This is a genomic window from Streptomyces pratensis (assembly GCF_016804005.1).
Classification (GTDB): domain Bacteria; phylum Actinomycetota; class Actinomycetes; order Streptomycetales; family Streptomycetaceae; genus Streptomyces; species Streptomyces pratensis_A.
Genome location: NZ_CP051486.1, coordinates 2,025,889 through 2,043,464 on the forward strand (window position 1 = coordinate 2,025,889; position 17,576 = coordinate 2,043,464).

Here is a 17,576-nt window from a genome sequence, read left to right on the forward strand (position 1 = left end):
AGACGCCGGTGTCCTAAAGCGGTCCCGCGACCACCGCGACCGGACTCGTCATGGGCGTCCCCGAGCCGTCACGGCGCGGGTCCGCGGCCGGTAGCTCGGCAGGTGTCCCGTTCTTCTGCGCCGCCCGCGCCGGGGTCTCACCCGCCCAGGCGAACACCAGGACGTCCTCCCCCTTGAGGAAGCGCTGGCAGCGCACCCCGCCGGTGGCCCTGCCCTTGCGCGGATACTGATCGAACGGGGTGAGCTTCCAGGTCCGCTCGGAGTCGTCCAGCGTGCCGTGCGAACCGGCGACAGTGAACACCGCGGCGTCCGCCGAGGGATCCACCGCGTCGAACGAGAGGACGGTGGCGCCCGCCGTGAGCTTGACGCCCGCCATGCCGCCCGCCGCGCGTCCCTGCGGACGCACCGAAGCGGCCGGATAGCGCAGCAGCTGGGCGTCGGACGTGATGAAGACCAGGTCCTCCTCGCCCGTACGCAGCTGTGTGGCGCCAACGACCCGGTCACCGTCCTTCAGCGAGATGACCTCCAGCTCGTCCTTGTTGGGCGGATAGTCGGGCACCACGCGCTTCACCACCCCCTGCAGGGTGCCGATGGCCAGGCCGGGCGACTCCTCGTCCAGGGTGGTGAGGCAGACCAGGTCCTCGTCCGCCTCCAGCGTCAGGAACTCCGAGATCTGGGCGCCACCCGAGAGGTTCGGTGCCGAGTGCGTGTCCGGCAGTTGCGGCAGGTCGATCACCGAGAGCCGGAGCAGCCGTCCGGTGGACGTCACCGCACCCACGTCCCCGCGTGCCGTGGCGGCGACGGCCGACACGATCGCGTCGTGCTTCGTGCGCCTGGCGTCCTCGGCCTGGGCCACGGGCTCCGCGTTGGCCGTACGGGCCAGGAGACCGGTCGAGGAGAGGAGCACCTGGCACGGGTCGTCGGCGACCTCCAGAGGCACAGAGGCGACCTGTGAACCCGCCGACTCCAGCAGCACCGTACGCCGGTCGGTGCCGAACTTCTTCGCCACCGCGGCCAGTTCGGACGAGACCAGCTTGCGCAGTTCGGCGTCCGACTCCAGGATCGCGGTCAGCTGAGCGATCTCCTCGGTGAGCTTGTCGCGCTCGGTCTCCAGCTCGATCCTGTCGAAGCGCGTGAGCCTGCGCAGCGGGGTGTCCAGGATGTACTGGGTCTGGATCTCGCTCAGCGAGAAGCGCTCCATCAGGCGCTCCTTCGCCTGAGCCGAGTTGTCGCTGTCCCGGATGAGACGGATGACCTCGTCGATGTCGAGCAGCGCGACGAGGAGGCCCTCGACCAGATGCAGCCGGTTACGGCGCTTGGTCCTGCGGAACTCGCTGCGCCGGCGCACCACGTCGAAGCGGTGGTCGAGGTAGACCTCCAGGAGCTCCTTGAGCCCCAGGGTGAGCGGCTGCCCGTCGACCAGCGCCACGTTGTTGATGCCGAAGGACTCCTCCATCGGCGTCAGCTTGAAGAGCTGCTCCAGCACGGCCTCCGGCACGAAGCCGTTCTTGACCTCGATCACCAGACGCAGACCGTGCGCCCGGTCGGTGAGGTCCTTGACGTCCGCGATGCCCTGGAGCTTCTTCGAACCGACGAGGTCCTTGATCTTCGCGATCACCTTCTCCGGACCGACGGAGAAGGGCAGTTCGGTGACGACGAGACCCTTGCGACGGGCCGTGACGTTCTCTATGGCGACCGTGGCGCGGATCTTGAACGTGCCGCGTCCGGCGGCGTAGGCGTCCTTGATGCCGCCGAGGCCGACGATCCTGCCGCCGGTGGGCAGGTCGGGGCCCGGGACGAAACGCATCAGCGTCTCGAGGTCGGCGCCCGGGTGCCGGATGAGGTGGCGGGCGGCGGCGATGACCTCGCCGAGATTGTGCGGGGGCATGTTGGTCGCCATGCCGACCGCGATACCGGAAGCGCCGTTGACCAGGAGGTTCGGGTACGCCGCCGGGAGGACGACCGGCTCCTGCTCCTGGCCGTCGTAGTTCGACTGGAAGTCGACGGTGTCCTCGTCGATCGACTCCGTCATGAGTGACGTGGCGTCGGCCATCCGGCACTCGGTGTACCGCATGGCGGCCGGCGGGTCGTCGTTGCCCAGCGAGCCGAAGTTGCCGTGCCCGTCGACGAGGGGCAGGCGCATCGAGAACGGCTGTGCCATGCGCACCAGTGCGTCGTAGATCGACGCGTCACCGTGCGGGTGCAGTTTGCCCATCACTTCGCCGACGACACGTGCGCACTTCACGTAGCCGCGGTCGGGGCGCAGCCCCATCTCGTTCATCTGGGACACGATGCGGCGGTGCACGGGCTTCATGCCGTCGCGGGCGTCCGGCAGAGCCCTGGAGTAGATCACCGAGTACGCGTACTCGAGGAAGGAGCCCTGCATTTCGTCGACGACGTCGATGTCGAGGATCTTCTCCTCGAAGTCGTCCGGCGGCGGGGATTTCGTGCTGCGGCGGGCCATCGCGGCTGCGACTCCTTCACAGATTCTGTCGGGCAACCTCAGGTTCTGACGCCGACCATTGTGGACCGCCGTACTGACAACGCCGACCTCGACCCGTCCGAAGCGCTCCCCAGGGGCTCCGCGGGCCCCCGGTTCAAGGCAGCATCTACGACAACATTCACCCGACGGGAACTTCGCCAGGTGCCCGTGCGCTTGCTTAGAGTGGCAGGTCCGGCAGGAAATCCTGTACCGATCGAAGGGACGTACATGCCCATGGGTCACACGGCCACAGCCCAGGCCGGTTCCGGCGGCTTGACGGCGACCGAGCACCGTCTGGCCAACGGCCTGCGCGTGGTGCTCTCCGAGGACCATCTGACCCCCGTCGCCGCGGTCTGCCTCTGGTACGACGTCGGTTCCCGCCACGAGGTCAAGGGACGCACGGGTCTGGCTCACCTCTTCGAGCACCTGATGTTCCAGGGCTCGGGCCAGGTCAAGGGGAACGGGCACTTCGAGCTGGTGCAGGGGGCCGGTGGTTCCCTGAACGGCACGACCAGCTTCGAGCGCACCAACTACTTCGAGACGATGCCCACCCACCAGCTGGAGCTGGCTCTGTGGCTCGAGGCCGACCGGATGGGCTCGCTGCTCGCCGCGCTCGACGAGGAGTCCATGGAGAACCAGCGGGACGTCGTGAAGAACGAGCGCCGCCAGCGCTACGACAACGTTCCCTACGGCACGGCCTTCGAGAAGCTCACCGCCCTCGCCTACCCGGAGGGCCACCCGTACCACCACACGCCGATCGGCTCGATGGCCGACCTCGACGCGGCGACCCTGGAGGACGCGCAGGCGTTCTTCCGGACGTACTACGCGCCGAACAACGCGGTGCTCTCCGTGGTCGGGGACATCGACCCGGAGCAGACCCTCGCCTGGATCGAGAAGTACTTCGGCTCCATCCCGTCCCACGACGGCAAGCAGCCCCCGCGTGACGGCACGCTGCCCGGCATCATCGGCGAGCAGTTGCGCGAAGTGGTCGAGGAGGAGGTCCCCGCGCGTGCGCTGATGGCCGCCTACCGGCTGCCGCACGACGGCACGCGCGAGTGCGACGCCGCCGACCTCGCGCTGACCGTGCTCGGCGGCGGTGAGTCGTCCCGCCTGCACAACCGTCTGGTGCGCCGCGACCGTACGGCGGTGGCCGCGGGGTTCGGGCTGCTCAGGCTGGCGGGCGCACCCTCGCTGGGCTGGCTGGACGTCAAGACGTCCGGCGGCGTCGAGGTGCCGCAGATCGAGACCGCCGTCGATGAGGAGCTGGCCCGCTTCGCCGAAGAGGGGCCCACCGCGGAGGAAATGGAACGCGCGCAGGCGCAGTTGGAGCGCGAGTGGCTGGACCGTCTCGGTACGGTCGCCGGCCGCGCGGACGAACTGTGCCGGTACGCCGTGCTGTTCGGTGACCCGCAGCTCGCCCTGACCGCGGTGGGCCGTGTGCTCGACGTGACGGCGGACGAGGTCAAGGCCGCCGCACGGGCGCACCTGCGCCCCGACAACCGCGCGGTCCTGGTCTACGAGCCGGTCGAACCGGCCGACGAGACGGACGGCACCGACGCGCACGAGGGGGCCGACAAGTGACCGACGCCGCCGTGACTGGAGTAGCGATGGAGTACCACCCGCAGCCGACCGCAGGCGAGGCCAGGCCCTGGGCCTTTCCCGCGCCCGAGCGCGGCGCCCTGCCCAACGGGCTGACCGTGCTGCGCTGCCACCGCCCCGGCCAGCAGGTCGTCGCCGTGGAGATCTTCCTCGACGCCCCGCTGGACGCCGAGCCCGAGGGCCTGGACGGTGTGGCCACGATCATGGCGCGCGCGCTCTCCGAGGGCACGGACAAGCGTTCCGCCGAGGAGTTCGCCTCGGAGCTGGAGCGGTGCGGCGCCACGCTGGACGCCCACGCGGACCACCCGGGTCTCCGCGTCTCCCTGGAGGTCCCGGTGTCCCGGCTGGCCAAGGCCCTCGGCCTGGTCGCCGAAGCCCTGCGGGCCCCGGCCTTCGCGGAGAGCGAGATCGAGCGCCTGGTGGGCAACCGCCTCGACGAGATCCCGCACGAGCAGGCCAACCCGGCCCGACGGGCGGCCAAGCAGCTCTCCAAGGAGCTCTTCCCCGCCACGGCGAGGATGTCGCGTCCCCGTCAGGGCACCGAGGAGACGGTCCGGCGGATCGACGCCGCCGCCGTACGCGCCTTCTACGACGCGCATGTCCGCCCCTCCACCGCGACGGCGGTCGTCGTCGGCGACCTCACCGAGGTGGACCTGGACGCGCTGCTCGCCGACACCGTGGGGGACTGGTCGGGCAACGCCGGACAGACCCGGCCCGTGCCCCCGATCACCGCGGACGACACCGGCCGTGTGGTCATCGTGGACCGCCCCGGAGCCGTGCAGACACAGCTGCTGATCGGCCGGATCGGCGCGGACCGGCACGACAGCGTGTGGCCCGCCCAGGTCCTCGGCACGTACTGCCTGGGAGGCACCCTCACCTCCCGGCTGGACCGCGTGCTGCGCGAGGAGAAGGGCTACACCTACGGCGTGCGGGCCTTCGGGCAGGTGCTGCGCTCGACCGGTCCCGGCTCCTCGTCCGGGGCGACCGGCGCCGCGATGCTCGCCATCAGCGGTTCCGTCGACACGGAGTCCACCGGTCCCGCGCTCGACGACCTCTGGAAGGTGCTGCGCACCCTGGCGGCCGAAGGTCTCACCGACGCCGAGCGTGAGACCGCCGTGCAGAACCTGGTGGGCGTGGCCCCGCTGAAGTACGAGACGGCGGCCTCCGTCGCGGGCACCCTGGCCGATCAGGTGGAGCAGCACCTTCCGGACGACTACCAGGCCGAGCTGTACGCCCGTCTGGCCGCGACCGGCACGGTCGAGGCGACCGCCGCGGTGGTCAACGCGTTCCCGGTGGACCGGCTGGTCACCGTCCTGGTCGGGGACGCCGCGCAGATCGCGGAGCCCGTGAGGGCGCTCGGCATCGGTGAGGTGTCGGTCGTCAGCGGCTGACGGAACGGGACATGACGGACCCCGGCGCAGGCATGTGCGCCGGGGTTCTGTCATTTGTCCATTTTGCGAAAAAGGGTGCTGTTCGTCCTGTGGGATGTGCGACAAAAGGCCCTTTCCGTTTGGTGAGGGAAAGCGGCCCGTCCTAGCGTCGGCTCGGCTGTCCGCCAGACGAATGCCGCGCCCGCGGCGACCGGACAGTCATCGCCGAGTCCCCGTCAGGCGCGAGCCTGGGGGGCCGGGGACCCACGAAGTCCCTGGGGTGAATCGGATCCCTGTACCTCGCCGGAGGCCTCAGGGGTCCGTAGGAGACCTTCCTGCTCCGAACCCGTCAGCTAACCCGGTAGGCGAGAAGGAAGGAAAGGACCAGCCCCTCCATGGCGTTCATCCGTGCCACCGGGAAGCACCGTGCCCCGAGCCGCCTGACGCGCAAGAGCGCCAAGGCCGCCGGCATCGCGGCCCTGGCCACCACCGGCGTCCTCGGCGCCACGGCCTCCCCGGCCCTCGCCGCGGACTCCGAGGCCACCGCCGCCGGTACCGGTCTCACGCAGACCGTCGCCCTCGACACCACACTCGCCGCCCAGATCGACGCCCAGGCCGAGGCGCAGCAGCGCCAGGCGGACATCGCCGCGAAGGCCGAGGCCGAAGCGAAGGCCAAGGCGAAGGCGAAGGCCGAGGCGAAGCGCAAGGCCGAGGCCCGTGCCGAGGAGGCCCGCGAGGAGGCGGCGCGTGCCGCCCGCGCCGCCGAGCGTGCCCGGCTGAACTCCTTCCACCTTCCGGTCGCCGGCTCGCACGTGACCACCGGCTACAAGTCCGGCGGGGCGCTGTGGTCCTCCGGGAGCCACTCCGGCGTGGACTTCCAGGCGGCGTCCGGCACCTCCGTCGTCGCGGTCGGCGCGGGCACGGTCGTCGAGGCGGGCTGGGGCGGCGCGTACGGCAACAACATCGTGCTCAAGATGAAGGACGGTACGTACACCCAGTACGGCCACCTCTCCTCGATCGGCGTCTCCGTCGGCCAGAGCGTCGGCTCGGGCGAGCAGATAGGCGTCTCCGGTTCGACCGGCAACTCCACCGGACCGCACCTGCACTTCGAGGCCCGGACCACTCCCGAATACGGCTCGGACATGGACCCCGTCGCCTACCTCCGTGCCCACGGCGTCCAGGTCTGATCCGACTCCGCGCGACACCGCTCCGAAGAAGGCCCCGGCACCCGCCGGGGCCTTCTTCGTGTGCCGGCCGCGACGTGAGCCGAAGTCCCCGCGGACGCGCTCCCCGGCCAAAAGATATCCATGGATTCCACCCCGCCATCGGAAATTCGGGCCGGTTGCAATAGAGTCACAGAACAGGCGTCGATCGGCCGCGTTTCGCGGGGATTAAGGCGGAGGTTCGGACATGCGCATTCCCGCGCATTCGGTATGCACGGCAATCCGTGACGACATCGTCTCCGGTGTCTTCGAGCGCGGCAGCCGCCTCACCGAAGAGGTGCTCGCGCGTAGGTACGGGGTCTCCCGCGTCCCCGTGCGGGAGGCGCTGCGCACCCTGGAGTCGGAGGGGTTCGTCGTCACCCGCCGGCACGCCGGCGCCTGTGTCGCCGAGCCCACGGAGCAGGAGGCCGCCGACCTCCTGGACATCCGCATGCTCCTGGAGCCCCTCGGTGCCGCACGCGCGGCGCAGCGCCGTACGGAGGCGCACCTCAAGGTGCTCCGGGGCCTGGTCAGGCTCGGGCAGGAGCGGGTGCGCAGAGGCGAGGGGGAGGATCTGCGCTCCCTGGGGGGCTGGTTCCACGAGACGCTGGCGCAGGCTTCGGGCAGTCCCGCCCTCATCGCGCTGCTCACCCAGCTCCGGCACAAGATCGCCTGGATGTACGCCGTCGAGCAGCCTGCCCGGCCCGCGGACTCCTGGGCCGAGCACGGCGCCCTTGTCGACGCCGTGGCGCGCCGTGACGCGGAGCGGGCCCGGGCGCTCGCCACCCAGCACGCCGAGCGGGCCACCGCGGCCCACCGGCTGCGGCGCACGGACCGGCCGGGGCACGCGACGGGCGCGGCGCGGGTGAGGTCTTCGCAACACCCCGTAAACATCGAGGGAGTGCGCCATTAACAATTGCGCCGTATACAAAGAGGGTGTTTATCGGAGGGCTTTCTTCTTGCTGCCCTGATACGCATTTTCAGGATTCCGCCGGCCCTGTTCCGGAAAACAGGAAAGCCGCGGCCCCCCTGAGGGGTGCCGCGGCTTTTCCGCAGGAATTGTCCCGGCCCTGATCGGCCGGAATCAGACGGTCTCCGGGAGCTCCTCGAGCCCCTCGGCGACCAGCTTCGCCAGGCGGTCCAGAGCGGCCTCGGCGTCGTCCGCCTCGGACGCGAGCACGATCTCCTCGCCGCCGTGGGCGCCCAGGCCGAGCACCGCGAGCATGGAAGCCGCGTTCACCGGGTTGCCGTCCGCCTTGGAGATGGTCACCGGGACACCGGAGGCCGTAGCGGCACGGACGAAGATGGAAGCGGGGCGGGCGTGCAGGCCCTCGGCCCAACCGACGTTGACGCGGCGCTCAGCCATGGTTCTGCCCTTCACGTATCAATGGGTTGTCTAGACCAGTCTCTCATGCAGTGCGCACTGCTGTGCCCGGCGTCGCCGCAGGCTGCTCACCGCCTGTCGGCTCCCTCAGCGTGCCCCTGCCGCGACCTCGCCGCGACCGGTGCGCCAAGGGCCTCCCGTCCGGATCGGGACCGGGCTTCGATGGCTCCTCGTCGCCCGCTCCTCCTGCTCGAAGCCGCGCGCGCCGGACGCCACGCGCCGATCCGCCCGGGTCGGACCGGAGGGCCGAGCCGTAGGCTTTGCCCATGGAGCCCACTCCGGAGCAGAGTCCGCATCACGCGTACCCCGACCACTGGGAGGCGGACGTGGTGCTCCGCGACGGCGGCACCGCGCGCATCAGGCCCATCACCACGGACGACGCCGAGCGGCTGGTCAGCTTCTACGAGCAGGTGTCCGACGAGTCGAAGTACTACCGCTTCTTCGCCCCGTATCCACGTCTCTCCGCCCGGGACGTGCACCGCTTCACCCATCATGACTACGTCGACCGGGTAGGACTTGCCGTCACGATCGGCGGCGACTTCATCGCGACCGTCCGCTTCGACCGGATCAACGGCCAGGGCCGGCCCGCCTCCGCCCCCGCCGACGAGGCCGAGGTCGCCTTCCTCGTCCAGGACGCGCACCAGGGCCGAGGAGTCGCGTCGGCCCTCCTCGAACACATCGCGGCGGTGGCGCGGGAGCGGGGCATCCGCCGCTTCGCCGCCGAGGTGCTGCCCGCCAACAACAAGATGATCAAGGTGTTCCGGGACGCCGGTTTCACCCAGCAGCGCAGCTTCGAGGACGGCTCGGTCCACCTCAACCTCGATCTGGAGCCCACGGCAGAGTCCCTCGCCGTCCAGCGCGCCCGTGAGCAGCGGGCCGAAGCGCGCTCGGTGCAACGCCTGCTGGCACCCGGTTCCGTGGCGGTCGTCGGCGTCGGCCGCGTGCCCGGCGGCGTGGGCCGGACGGTGCTGCGCAACCTCCTGGGCTCGGGCTTCACCGGGCGCGCGTACGCGGTCAACACCTCCTTCGCCGCCGACCTCGACGCGGTGGAGGGCGTACCCGCCCACCGCTCGGTCGGCGAGATCGGTGAGCAGGTCGACCTCGCGGTCGTCGCCGTCCCGGCCGACCGGGTGCCCGAGGTCGTCGCCGACTGCGGCGAGCACGGGGTCCAGGGCCTCGTCGTCCTCTCCGCCGGTTACGCCGAGCGCGGTGCCGAAGGCCGGGAGCGGCAGCGGGAACTGGTCCGGCAGGCACGCTCGTACGGCATGCGGATCATCGGCCCGAACGCCTTCGGCATCATCAACACCTCCGACGCGGTCCGCCTCAACGCCTCCCTCGCCCCCGAGTCGCCGAAGCCCGGGCGCATCGGGCTCTTCACCCAGTCCGGCGCCATCGGGATCGCCCTCCTGTCGGGTCTCCACCGCAGGGGCGCCGGGCTGTCGGCCTTCATCTCCGCGGGCAACCGCGCCGATGTGTCCGGCAACGACTTCCTCCAGTACTGGTTCGAGGACCAGGGCACCGACGTCGCCCTGCTGTACCTCGAATCACTCGGCAATCCGCGCAAGTTCACCCGTCTCGCCCGCCGCACGGCCGCCGTGAAGCCAGTGGTGGTGGTGAAGGGCGCCCGGCACAGCGGGACGAATCCGCCGGGCCACGCCGTGCCGGTCAGCCGTATCCCCGACGCGACCGTCTCCGCGCTGATGCGCCAGGCGGGCGTGATCCGCGTCGACACCGTGACGGAGATGGTCGACGTGGGCCTGCTCCTCGCCGGCCAGCCGCTCCCGGACGGTCCGCGGGTGGCGATCCTGGGCAACTCGGAGTCGCTCGGCCTCCTCACCTACGACGCCTGCCTCGCGGAAGGGCTGCGCCCCCGCCCGCCCCGCGACCTCACCACGGAGGCGAGCCCGCAGGACTTCCGGCGCGCGCTGGCCGAGGCGCTTGCCGACCGGACGTGCGACGCGGTGATCGTGACCGCGATCCCCTGGGTCGGTGAGAACGGCGAGGCGCTGACCGGCGAGGGCGAGGTCCTGGCGGACGCGCTGCGCGAGGCGGCGGCCACCGGGCCCGCGAAGCCGGTGGCGGTGGTGCACGTGGAGATGGGCGGCCTCGCGCAGGCTCTCGCCGCCGCCACGAGCACGGCCGCCCGGCCCGCGCCCCGGACGGCCGGCCCCGCGGCTGCCCCGGGCCAGGGGTCCGGGCTCTCCTCCCCGTACGGCGCGGGCACCCCGGGGCCGAACCCCCGGCAGCCGTCCCCGGCACCGTCCGACGCAACGGCAGCGGGCGGACCCCGGACCGGAACCCCGGCTCCGGCCGTGTCCCGAACGGGCGCGGGCACCACCGCCGGCCCCGGACCCTCCGCCGGCCCCGGACCCTCCGCCGGGCGGATCCCCGCCTACCCGGCGGCCGAGCGAGCCGTCCGCGCACTCGCCGAGGCGGTGAAGTACGCCCAGTGGCGGCGCCAGGCCGCCGCCCCGGGAAAGGTGCCCGAATTCCTGGACGACACCATCGACGAGCACGGGACCGCCGCGCTGATCGGGACGCTGCTCGGCCCGAGCCCCGACCCGCGTGGCCGCCCGCTCACCCACGACGAGGCCCGCGAGCTGCTCGCCCGCTACGGCGTCTCCGTACGGCCTGCGCTCCCCGCCCCCGGCCCGGAGGCGGCCGTCGCCGCCGCCGCCGAGCTCGGCTACCCGGTGGCCCTCAAGACCACCGCACCCCATCTCCGGCACCGCGCCGACCTCGGCGGCGTCCGGCTCGATCTCGCCAACGAGAACGCCCTGCGCCGGTCGTACGACGAACTGACCGATCTGCTCGGCACCCCCGCCGAACTCCGGCCCGTCGTCCAGGCCATGGCACCCAGGGGCGTCGACACCGTCGTCAGGGCGTCCATCGACGCCGCCGCCGGCGCCGTCCTCTCCTTCGGCCTGGCCGGCGCACCCTCTGAGCTGCTGGGTGACACGGCCCACCGTCTCGTGCCCGTCACCGACCGCGATGCCGCCGAGCTGATCCGCTCCATCAAGGCGGCTCCCGTGCTGTTCGGCTGGCGCGGGTCCGCACCGGTGGACACCGCAGCCCTCGAGGAGCTCCTCCTGCGGGTGTCCCGGCTGGTCGACGACCACCCCGAGGTGGTCTCGGTCGCACTGGAACCCGTGGTCGTGGCCACGCACGGCCTGACGGTGCTCGGAGCGAGCGTGCGCCTCGCCCCGCCGCCCGCCCGCAGTGATCTCGGCCCCCGCCGGCTCCCCGCCTACTGACCGCCCACGGACCCGCGCACGGCGTCCCCGGCAGCCACCGGCCCCCCGTAGGATGGTCCTCATGGCAAAGACCGGTACGACGACCCAGGGGCTGCGCGCGGCGATCGAGCGCAGCGGCTACTACCCGGCCCTCGTGGCCGAGGCGGTGGAGGCCGCTGTCGGCGGGGAGCCTGTCGCTTCGTACCTGGTGCACCAGGAGACCACCTTCGACTCCAACGAGGTGCGTCGCCACGTCACGGTCCTCGTCCTGACGGACACGCGCTTCATCGTCAGCCACACCGACGAGCAGGCCGCCGACACCAGCTCTCCGACGCCCTACGCCACGACGTCCACCGAGTCGGTCAAGCTCGACCGGATCTCCTCCGTCGTGGTCAGCCGCGTGGTCGCCGACCCCGAGAAGTACGTGCCCGGCACGCTGCCCCGAGAGGTCGTCCTGACCATCGGCTGGGGTGCGGTCTCCCGCATCGACCTGGAGCCCGCGGCCTGCGGCGACCCCAACTGCGAGGCCGACCACGGCTACACCGGCAGCTCCACCGCCGATGACCTGAGCCTGCGCGTCAGCGAGGCCGGGGACGGCCCGGACACGGTACGCCAGACCCTGGCCTTCGCCCAGGCCCTCTCCGAGGCCACGGCCGCGACCGCGGCGGCCTCCCGCTGATGGTCCAGCCCGCCTGGCAGGACCCCGTCCTGCTCGCTCCCGAGGCCGCGCCCGCACCCGAGTACGGCACCGGCTCGCTCGCCGATCTGCTGCCGACGCTCGTCGCGGGGCAGGGTGTACCCGGCTTCGAGGCGATGATCCCGGAGCTCACCCCCGCCGACCGGAACTGCGTCTTCCTGATCGACGGGCTCGGCTGGGAACAGATCAAGGCCCACCCGGACGAGGCACCCTTCCTCCACTCGCTGCTCCCCACGTCCCGTGGCGGAACCGGCCGGCCGATCACCTCCGGCTTTCCGGCGACCACGGCGACCTCGCTCGCCTCGGTCGGCACGGGCCTGGCCCCCGGTGAGCACGGACTTCCCGGCTACACCGTGCGCAACCCGGCCACGGGCGCGCTCATGAACCAGCTCCGCTGGAAGCCGTGGACCGACCTCAAGGCCTGGCAGCCGTACCCGACGGTCTTCAAGCTCGCCGACGCCGCGGGCGTACGAACGGCTCAGGTCTCCGCCCCCGGCTTCGAGCAGACCCCTCTGACCAAGGTCGCGCTCAGCGGTGGTTCCTTCCTCGGCCGTCTCACCGGCGAGGACCGGATGGACCTCGCCGCCGAGCGGCTCGCCGCCAGTGACAGGTCGCTCGTCTACACGTACTACAGCGAGGTCGACGGCCAGGGGCACCGCTTCGGCGTCGACTCCGACGCCTGGCGGGGGCAGCTGATGTACGTCGACGGACTCGCGCAGCGCCTCGCCGAGCAGCTGCCGCCCCGATCGGCGCTGTACGTCACCGCCGATCACGGCATGATCGACATCCCGTTCGACGAGCAGTCCCGGATCGACTTCGACGAGGACTGGGAGTTGAGCGCCGGCGTCGCCCTGCTGGGCGGCGAGGGCCGCGCCCGTCACGTGTACGCGGTCCCAGGGGCCGAGGCCGACGTGCTGACCGTCTGGCGCGAGGTGCTCGGTGAGCAGTTCTGGGTGGCGAGCCGTGACGAGGCGGTCGCGGCGGGCTGGTTCGGCCCGCGGATCGACGAGCGGGTGTACGGCAGGATCGGCGACGTGGTCGCGGCCGCCCACGACGACGTGGTCATCACCGCTTCGGTCAACGAGCCCCACGAGTCCGCGATGGTGGGCATGCACGGATCGCTGACCTCCGTGGAGCAGCTGGTTCCGCTTCTCGAAGTACGCTCGTAGTCCTCGTCGTCTCCCCACCGCACAGCACCCCGAAAGGCGCCCACCTCCTCATGCCCGAGCTCGTGTTCTTCTCCGGAACGATGGATTGCGGGAAGAGCACCCTGGCCCTGCAGATCGGCCACAACAGATCGGCCCGTGGTCTGCAGGGCGTGATCTTCACCCGGGACGACCGGGCGGGGGAGGGGAAGCTCTCGTCGCGGCTCGGTCTGGTGACGGAGGCGGTCGAGGCCGCTCCGGGGATGGATCTGTACGGCTATCTGGTGAGCCGGATGTCCAAGGGTGACAAGGTCGATCACGTGATCGTGGACGAGGCCCAGTTCCTCGCTCCCGAGCAGATCGACCAACTGGCCCGGGTCGTCGACGACCTCGGCCTCGATGTGTTCGCGTTCGGTATCACCACGGACTTCCGCACCAAGCTCTTCCCGGGCTCGCAGCGCCTGATCGAGCTGGCGGACCGGATAGAGACCCTCCAGGTCGAGGCCATGTGCTGGTGCGGTGCCCGGGCCACGCACAATGCCCGGACGGTCGGCGGTGTGATGGTGGTCGAGGGGGAGCAGGTCGTCGTCGGCGACGTCGACCGGCCGGCCGCGGAGACCGGCTACGAGGTCCTCTGCCGCCGTCACCACCGCCGGCACATGACGAGTGCCGCGTCCCACGCGGGCGCGCTGTCGCCCGACGTCCTGCCGGTCAACCACGGCTGACAGTCGTCGCCTGACGTCCTGCCGGCCAGCCACGGCTGACAGCCCACGGCCCGGGCGGCTCGCTCTCGCAGGCATGGCGGCGGGCACGGTACTCGTCGGCGTGAGCCGCTCGAAGTCGCGGCTCCGAAGGGCGGCGGGTCGTGGCTCCACCGGGCGGTGCGGCGCGTGCGGCAGCGCCTTTCCAAGCGCGCCGGCCCCGGGTGCCGTCCCACGCCGCCGGACCTCCGGGCGCGGACGCCGTGCCGGTGCGGCCGTCCGGGCGGGACGGATTCAGCCGCCCGGCGGCCGGACGATCGTGAACACCGCGCCCTCCGGATCCGCCACCGTGGCCAGCCTGCCGCTCGAGGCCTCCCTCGGTGGCTGAAGCACGTGCCCTCCGAGCTCCGTCACGCGGGCCGTGGCCGCGTCGGTGTCGGCGACCTGGAAGTACGTCATCCAGTGCGGGCCCCGGTCACGCGGCAGGGCGTGGCCCACACCGTGCAGGGCGGCCACCGGCCGGCCCCGGAGATGCAGGGTCTGGTAGTCGAAGTCGGCCGAGACGACCGCCTCGGTCTCGAAGCCGAACACCGCCTGGTAGAACTTCGCCACCGATGCGGTCTCCCGCGTCACCAGCTCGTTCCATACCGGTGTGCCCGGTGTGCCCGCGAGCGCGGTGCCGACGTGCTCGGCGGCCTGCCAGACACCGAAGACCGCGCCACCGGGGTCGGACGCGAGAAGGAGGCGTCCCGCGTTCCCGGCGTCCAGGGGGCCGACGGCCACCGTCCCGCCGCATGAACGGATCACCTCCGCCGTCGCATCCGCGTTCTCGGTGGCGAGATAGGTCGTCCAGGCGATCGGCAGATGCCGGCCGGGCGGCATCTGCCCGATACCGGCGACCTCCTTGCCGCACAGCAGGGCCCGGACATAGGGCCCCAGCTGTTCGGGCCCCGGCCGGAACTCCCAGCCGAACAGCCGGCTGTAGAACTCCTGGGTCGCGGTCAGGCCGTGCACGATCAGACTCACCCAGCACGGGGCTCCGGGCGTGCGCCGGGTGACAGCCTCGGTCATCTTCTGCTCTCTCCTCGTACCATCGGGGTGGCCGTACGGGGGACGGAAGCTGCACGGCGTCCAGCGGTACGGATACGGGCGCATACGCTCCGTGCAGATGCTCGCACCACTGGGGCTCCGAGGCACCCCGGCCGCGCCGCGTTTTCCGGCTTCCGCTCGGACCTGGCGCCGTTTTCGTGTGGTACGTCCTTTTCGGTATGCCGTCACCGCGGGCGGCCCCTGCGCGAAGATGGCACCCATGAAGCCCATCATCACCGCATCCGAATACCTGAGCGAGTCGGCGGGGCCGCGCCCGCCGGTGCTCCTGGACATCCGCTGGCAGCTCGGCGGGCCGAACGGCCGCGCCGACTACGAGGCCGGGCACCTCCCGGGCGCCGTGTTCATCGACCTCGACTCCGAACTCGCGGGCCCCGCCGGCAGCGGCGGCCGTCATCCTCTGCCGGATCCGGAGGCCTTCGGGTCCGTCATGCGGGGCGCCGGAGTCGGTCACGAGACCCCTGTGGTGGTCTACGACGGCGGCCAGGGCTGGGCGGCGGCCCGCGCGTGGTGGCTGCTGCGCTGGACCGGACACCTCGACGTCCGGGTGCTGGACGGCGGCCTCGCCGCATGGACGGGTGAGCTCTCCACCGATGTCCCGAAGCCCGCCGAGGGTGACTTCCGGCCACAGCCGGGCGCACTCGGGCTCCTGGACGCGGACGGCGCCGCGGAGCTCGCCGGCTCCGGGCTGCTGCTCGACGCGCGGGCCGCGGAGCGCTACCGGGGTGACGTGGAACCGATCGACCGTGTCGGCGGCCACATCCCGGGAGCGGTGTCCGCCCCGACCACGCAGAACGTGGGCGAGGACGGACTCTTCCTGCCCGCCGGATCGCTCGCCTCCCGGTTCTCGGCCCTGGGTGCCGACAGCGCCGCCCGGATCGGCGTCTACTGCGGCTCCGGCGTCTCGGGCGCCCATGAGGTGCTGGCGCTGGAGCTCGCCGGGCACCGGGCCGCGCTGTACGCCGGATCCTGGTCGGAGTGGTCCTCGGACGAGTCCCGCCCCGTCGCCACGGGGCCCGACCCCGCCTGACGCGACGACGGGCGTCCGGACGGAGCGAGGGCCCGTACGCGACTGCGTACGGGCCCTCCTCATGCCGCGGACCTCAGGGCCGTTCCTCAGTCCTGCTTCTTCCGGCGTGTGCCGAAAACGATCTCGTCCCAGCTCGGCACCGCCGCCCGTCGTCCCGGACGCACACCGTCCGCCTCGGCCTGGCGGTCCGTCGTCCCGGTCAGCCGGTCGCGGTGGCCCGCCACCGCGCGGGGCATCAGCACATCGGCGTAGGCGGAACCGGCGCCGGCGGATGCCGCCGCGGCCGGGGGTTCGTCCGCCTCCGGCTCCTGCTGCGGCGCGGGCTCGAGAGCTGGTGGTTCGGGCTGCGAGGTCCGCTCAGGTACGACCATGTCGCCACGGAAGCTCGGCACGGCCTCCAGGAGGCTGGTCAGCGAATCGCGCTCCCCGGCCGACACGCCACCGAGGCGCTCATCCGGCTCCGGCGCGGAGGGGGAGGGACGCTCGATCTGACGGTCCAGCGCGCGGTCCAGCGGCCGGTCGCGCGGCAGCCGTGCGATCCGGGGCACGAACGGGAAGCTCGGCTCCGGGGCCGCGACGTCGTCGGTCTCGCCGATCAGCGAGCGCGCCTCCTCGTCCACGGCCTGGACGAGCCGGCGCGGCGGGTCGTACGTCCAGCTCGCGGAGTGCGGTTCGCCCGCGACGCGGTAGACCAGGAGGACTTCCCAGGTGCCGTCGTCCCGGCGCCAGGAGTCCCACTGGACGGTCTCCCTGTCGGCGCCGCGCAGCAGCAGTCGCTCCTGCACCGCCTCGCCGAGCTGGGGGCCGGTGTTCTCACCGGGACGGCGCACAGGAGTCTTCCGGGCGCGCTCGGCCATGAACGCACGCTCCGCGAGCACGGGGCCCTCGAAGCGGCGTACCCGGTCCACCGGGATGCCGGCGAACTGGGCGACCTCCTCGGCGGAGGCGCCGGCACGTATGCGCGCCTGGATGTCGCGCGGGCGGAGATGGCTCTCCACCTCGATCTCGATCTGGCCGAGCCGGGCGCGGTCATTGCGCACGGCGGCACGCAGCCGCTCATCGATCGGAAGCGTGTACTCCGTGCTGTCCGCAGCCTTGAGCACCAGTCGTGTGCCGTCGTTTGAGACGGCCACGACACGCAGTTCGGGCATGGGAACCTCCCGGGTGGTGCCTGCCGACGTCACGTGCGTCGCTGCTTCCGCTAGTCGAGTGTGACCTGCCCGGGTTCAGCCTGCCACAACCTTGCCAAGTTACCCGGCGTGTCGGGCCTTGGCCCTGGAACGCCAGGATGGCACGGTCACCTGTTGCGACGCGAAGTGACCGGATGGTCGCTCCATGTAGCAGGCGCCCGTGCGATGCCGCGGCGCCGCCGGTTCGAGTGCCGTCTTCGGCCCCCTCCCGTAGGTTCCGGACGCCCATGCGGGAGTCCGGCCCCAGGGCTCGCCACAGTACTCCATTCGGGCCACCTGGGTGGACCGGCGCGCCGTCGAAGTTCTCACCGGGCACGGGAGTTGGAGTACCCCGTTCTTCGCGATATGCCCTCGATGCGTGTGCTGCTTCACAAAATCTCCAGAATCGGAACTATCTGATTCGCTCAAATGTCCCTTCCTGGTGCAAGGTGGGGTA

General features: G+C 71.7%; 13 protein-coding genes and 1 riboswitch. Of the genes, 9 read left to right on the top strand and 4 right to left on the bottom strand.

What is annotated here, in order from left to right:
* Positions 1 to 13 precede the first annotated feature (13 nt).
* Entirely contained in the window at positions 14 to 2,464 is a 2,451-nt protein-coding gene (locus tag HED23_RS08990) for a DNA gyrase/topoisomerase IV subunit A (protein WP_203182878.1), read from the bottom strand.
* A gap of 246 nt (positions 2,465 to 2,710) precedes the next feature.
* Between HED23_RS08990 and HED23_RS08995 the strand changes: the two genes are divergently transcribed.
* From HED23_RS08995 to HED23_RS09010, 4 genes are all read left to right on the top strand, one after another.
* Positions 2,711 to 4,063 carry a M16 family metallopeptidase gene (locus tag HED23_RS08995; protein ID WP_203182879.1) on the top strand — a complete coding sequence of 451 codons (1,353 nt, stop codon included), beginning with the start codon at positions 2,711 to 2,713 and terminating at the stop codon, positions 4,061 to 4,063.
* Between the two features lie 26 nt (positions 4,064 to 4,089).
* A complete protein-coding gene (locus HED23_RS09000; RefSeq protein WP_203187414.1) occupies positions 4,090 to 5,472 on the top strand; it encodes a M16 family metallopeptidase in 1,383 nt (460 codons plus the stop codon).
* 192 nt (positions 5,473 to 5,664) lie between these two features.
* Positions 5,665 to 5,834, top strand: a riboswitch (cyclic di-AMP (ydaO/yuaA leader).
* Between the two features lie 12 nt (positions 5,835 to 5,846).
* Positions 5,847 to 6,638, top strand: a complete 792-nt coding sequence (locus tag HED23_RS09005) for a M23 family metallopeptidase (RefSeq protein WP_203182880.1) — start codon at positions 5,847 to 5,849, stop codon at positions 6,636 to 6,638.
* A 223-nt stretch (positions 6,639 to 6,861) separates the two neighbouring features.
* Positions 6,862 to 7,566 (top strand): GntR family transcriptional regulator, encoded by a 705-nt coding sequence (locus tag HED23_RS09010; protein ID WP_203182881.1) that lies wholly within the window; start codon positions 6,862 to 6,864, stop codon positions 7,564 to 7,566.
* Between the two features lie 171 nt (positions 7,567 to 7,737).
* On the opposite strand, the gene HED23_RS09015 is transcribed toward HED23_RS09010, so the two are convergent.
* Positions 7,738 to 8,019, bottom strand: a complete 282-nt coding sequence (locus tag HED23_RS09015; protein ID WP_203182882.1) for an HPr family phosphocarrier protein — start codon at positions 8,017 to 8,019, stop codon at positions 7,738 to 7,740.
* A gap of 284 nt (positions 8,020 to 8,303) precedes the next feature.
* Here HED23_RS09015 and HED23_RS09020 point away from each other — a divergent pair, with 284 nt between their 5' ends.
* From HED23_RS09020 to HED23_RS09035, 4 genes are all read left to right on the top strand, one after another.
* Positions 8,304 to 11,291: a GNAT family N-acetyltransferase gene (locus tag HED23_RS09020; protein ID WP_203182883.1), complete on the top strand. Its 2,988-nt coding sequence runs from the start codon at positions 8,304 to 8,306 to the stop codon at positions 11,289 to 11,291.
* A 61-nt stretch (positions 11,292 to 11,352) separates the two neighbouring features.
* Complete coding sequence (locus tag HED23_RS09025) at positions 11,353 to 11,949, top strand: DUF5998 family protein (RefSeq protein ID WP_203182884.1); 597 nt, start codon at positions 11,353 to 11,355, stop codon at positions 11,947 to 11,949.
* The gene (locus HED23_RS09030; RefSeq protein WP_203182885.1) at positions 11,949 to 13,136 is read left to right on the top strand and encodes an alkaline phosphatase family protein; all 1,188 of its coding nucleotides are present in this window, start codon (positions 11,949 to 11,951) and stop codon (positions 13,134 to 13,136) included. The genes HED23_RS09025 and HED23_RS09030 overlap by 1 nt, the downstream gene beginning before the upstream one ends.
* Before the next feature lie 50 nt (positions 13,137 to 13,186).
* Complete coding sequence (locus HED23_RS09035) at positions 13,187 to 13,837, top strand: thymidine kinase (RefSeq protein ID WP_203182886.1); 651 nt, start codon at positions 13,187 to 13,189, stop codon at positions 13,835 to 13,837.
* Between the two features lie 270 nt (positions 13,838 to 14,107).
* Here HED23_RS09035 and HED23_RS09040 read toward each other — a convergent pair whose 3' ends face one another.
* Positions 14,108 to 14,884 (bottom strand): VOC family protein, encoded by a 777-nt coding sequence (locus HED23_RS09040; RefSeq protein WP_203182887.1) that lies wholly within the window; start codon positions 14,882 to 14,884, stop codon positions 14,108 to 14,110.
* 238 nt (positions 14,885 to 15,122) lie between these two features.
* On the opposite strand from HED23_RS09040, the gene HED23_RS09045 reads away from it, so the two are divergent.
* Positions 15,123 to 15,950, top strand: a complete 828-nt coding sequence (locus HED23_RS09045) for a sulfurtransferase (protein ID WP_203182888.1) — start codon at positions 15,123 to 15,125, stop codon at positions 15,948 to 15,950.
* An 86-nt stretch (positions 15,951 to 16,036) separates the two neighbouring features.
* Here HED23_RS09045 and sepH read toward each other — a convergent pair whose 3' ends face one another.
* Entirely contained in the window at positions 16,037 to 17,101 is a 1,065-nt protein-coding gene (gene sepH / locus HED23_RS09050; RefSeq protein WP_203182889.1) for a septation protein SepH, read from the bottom strand.
* Positions 17,102 to 17,576 lie beyond the last annotated feature (475 nt).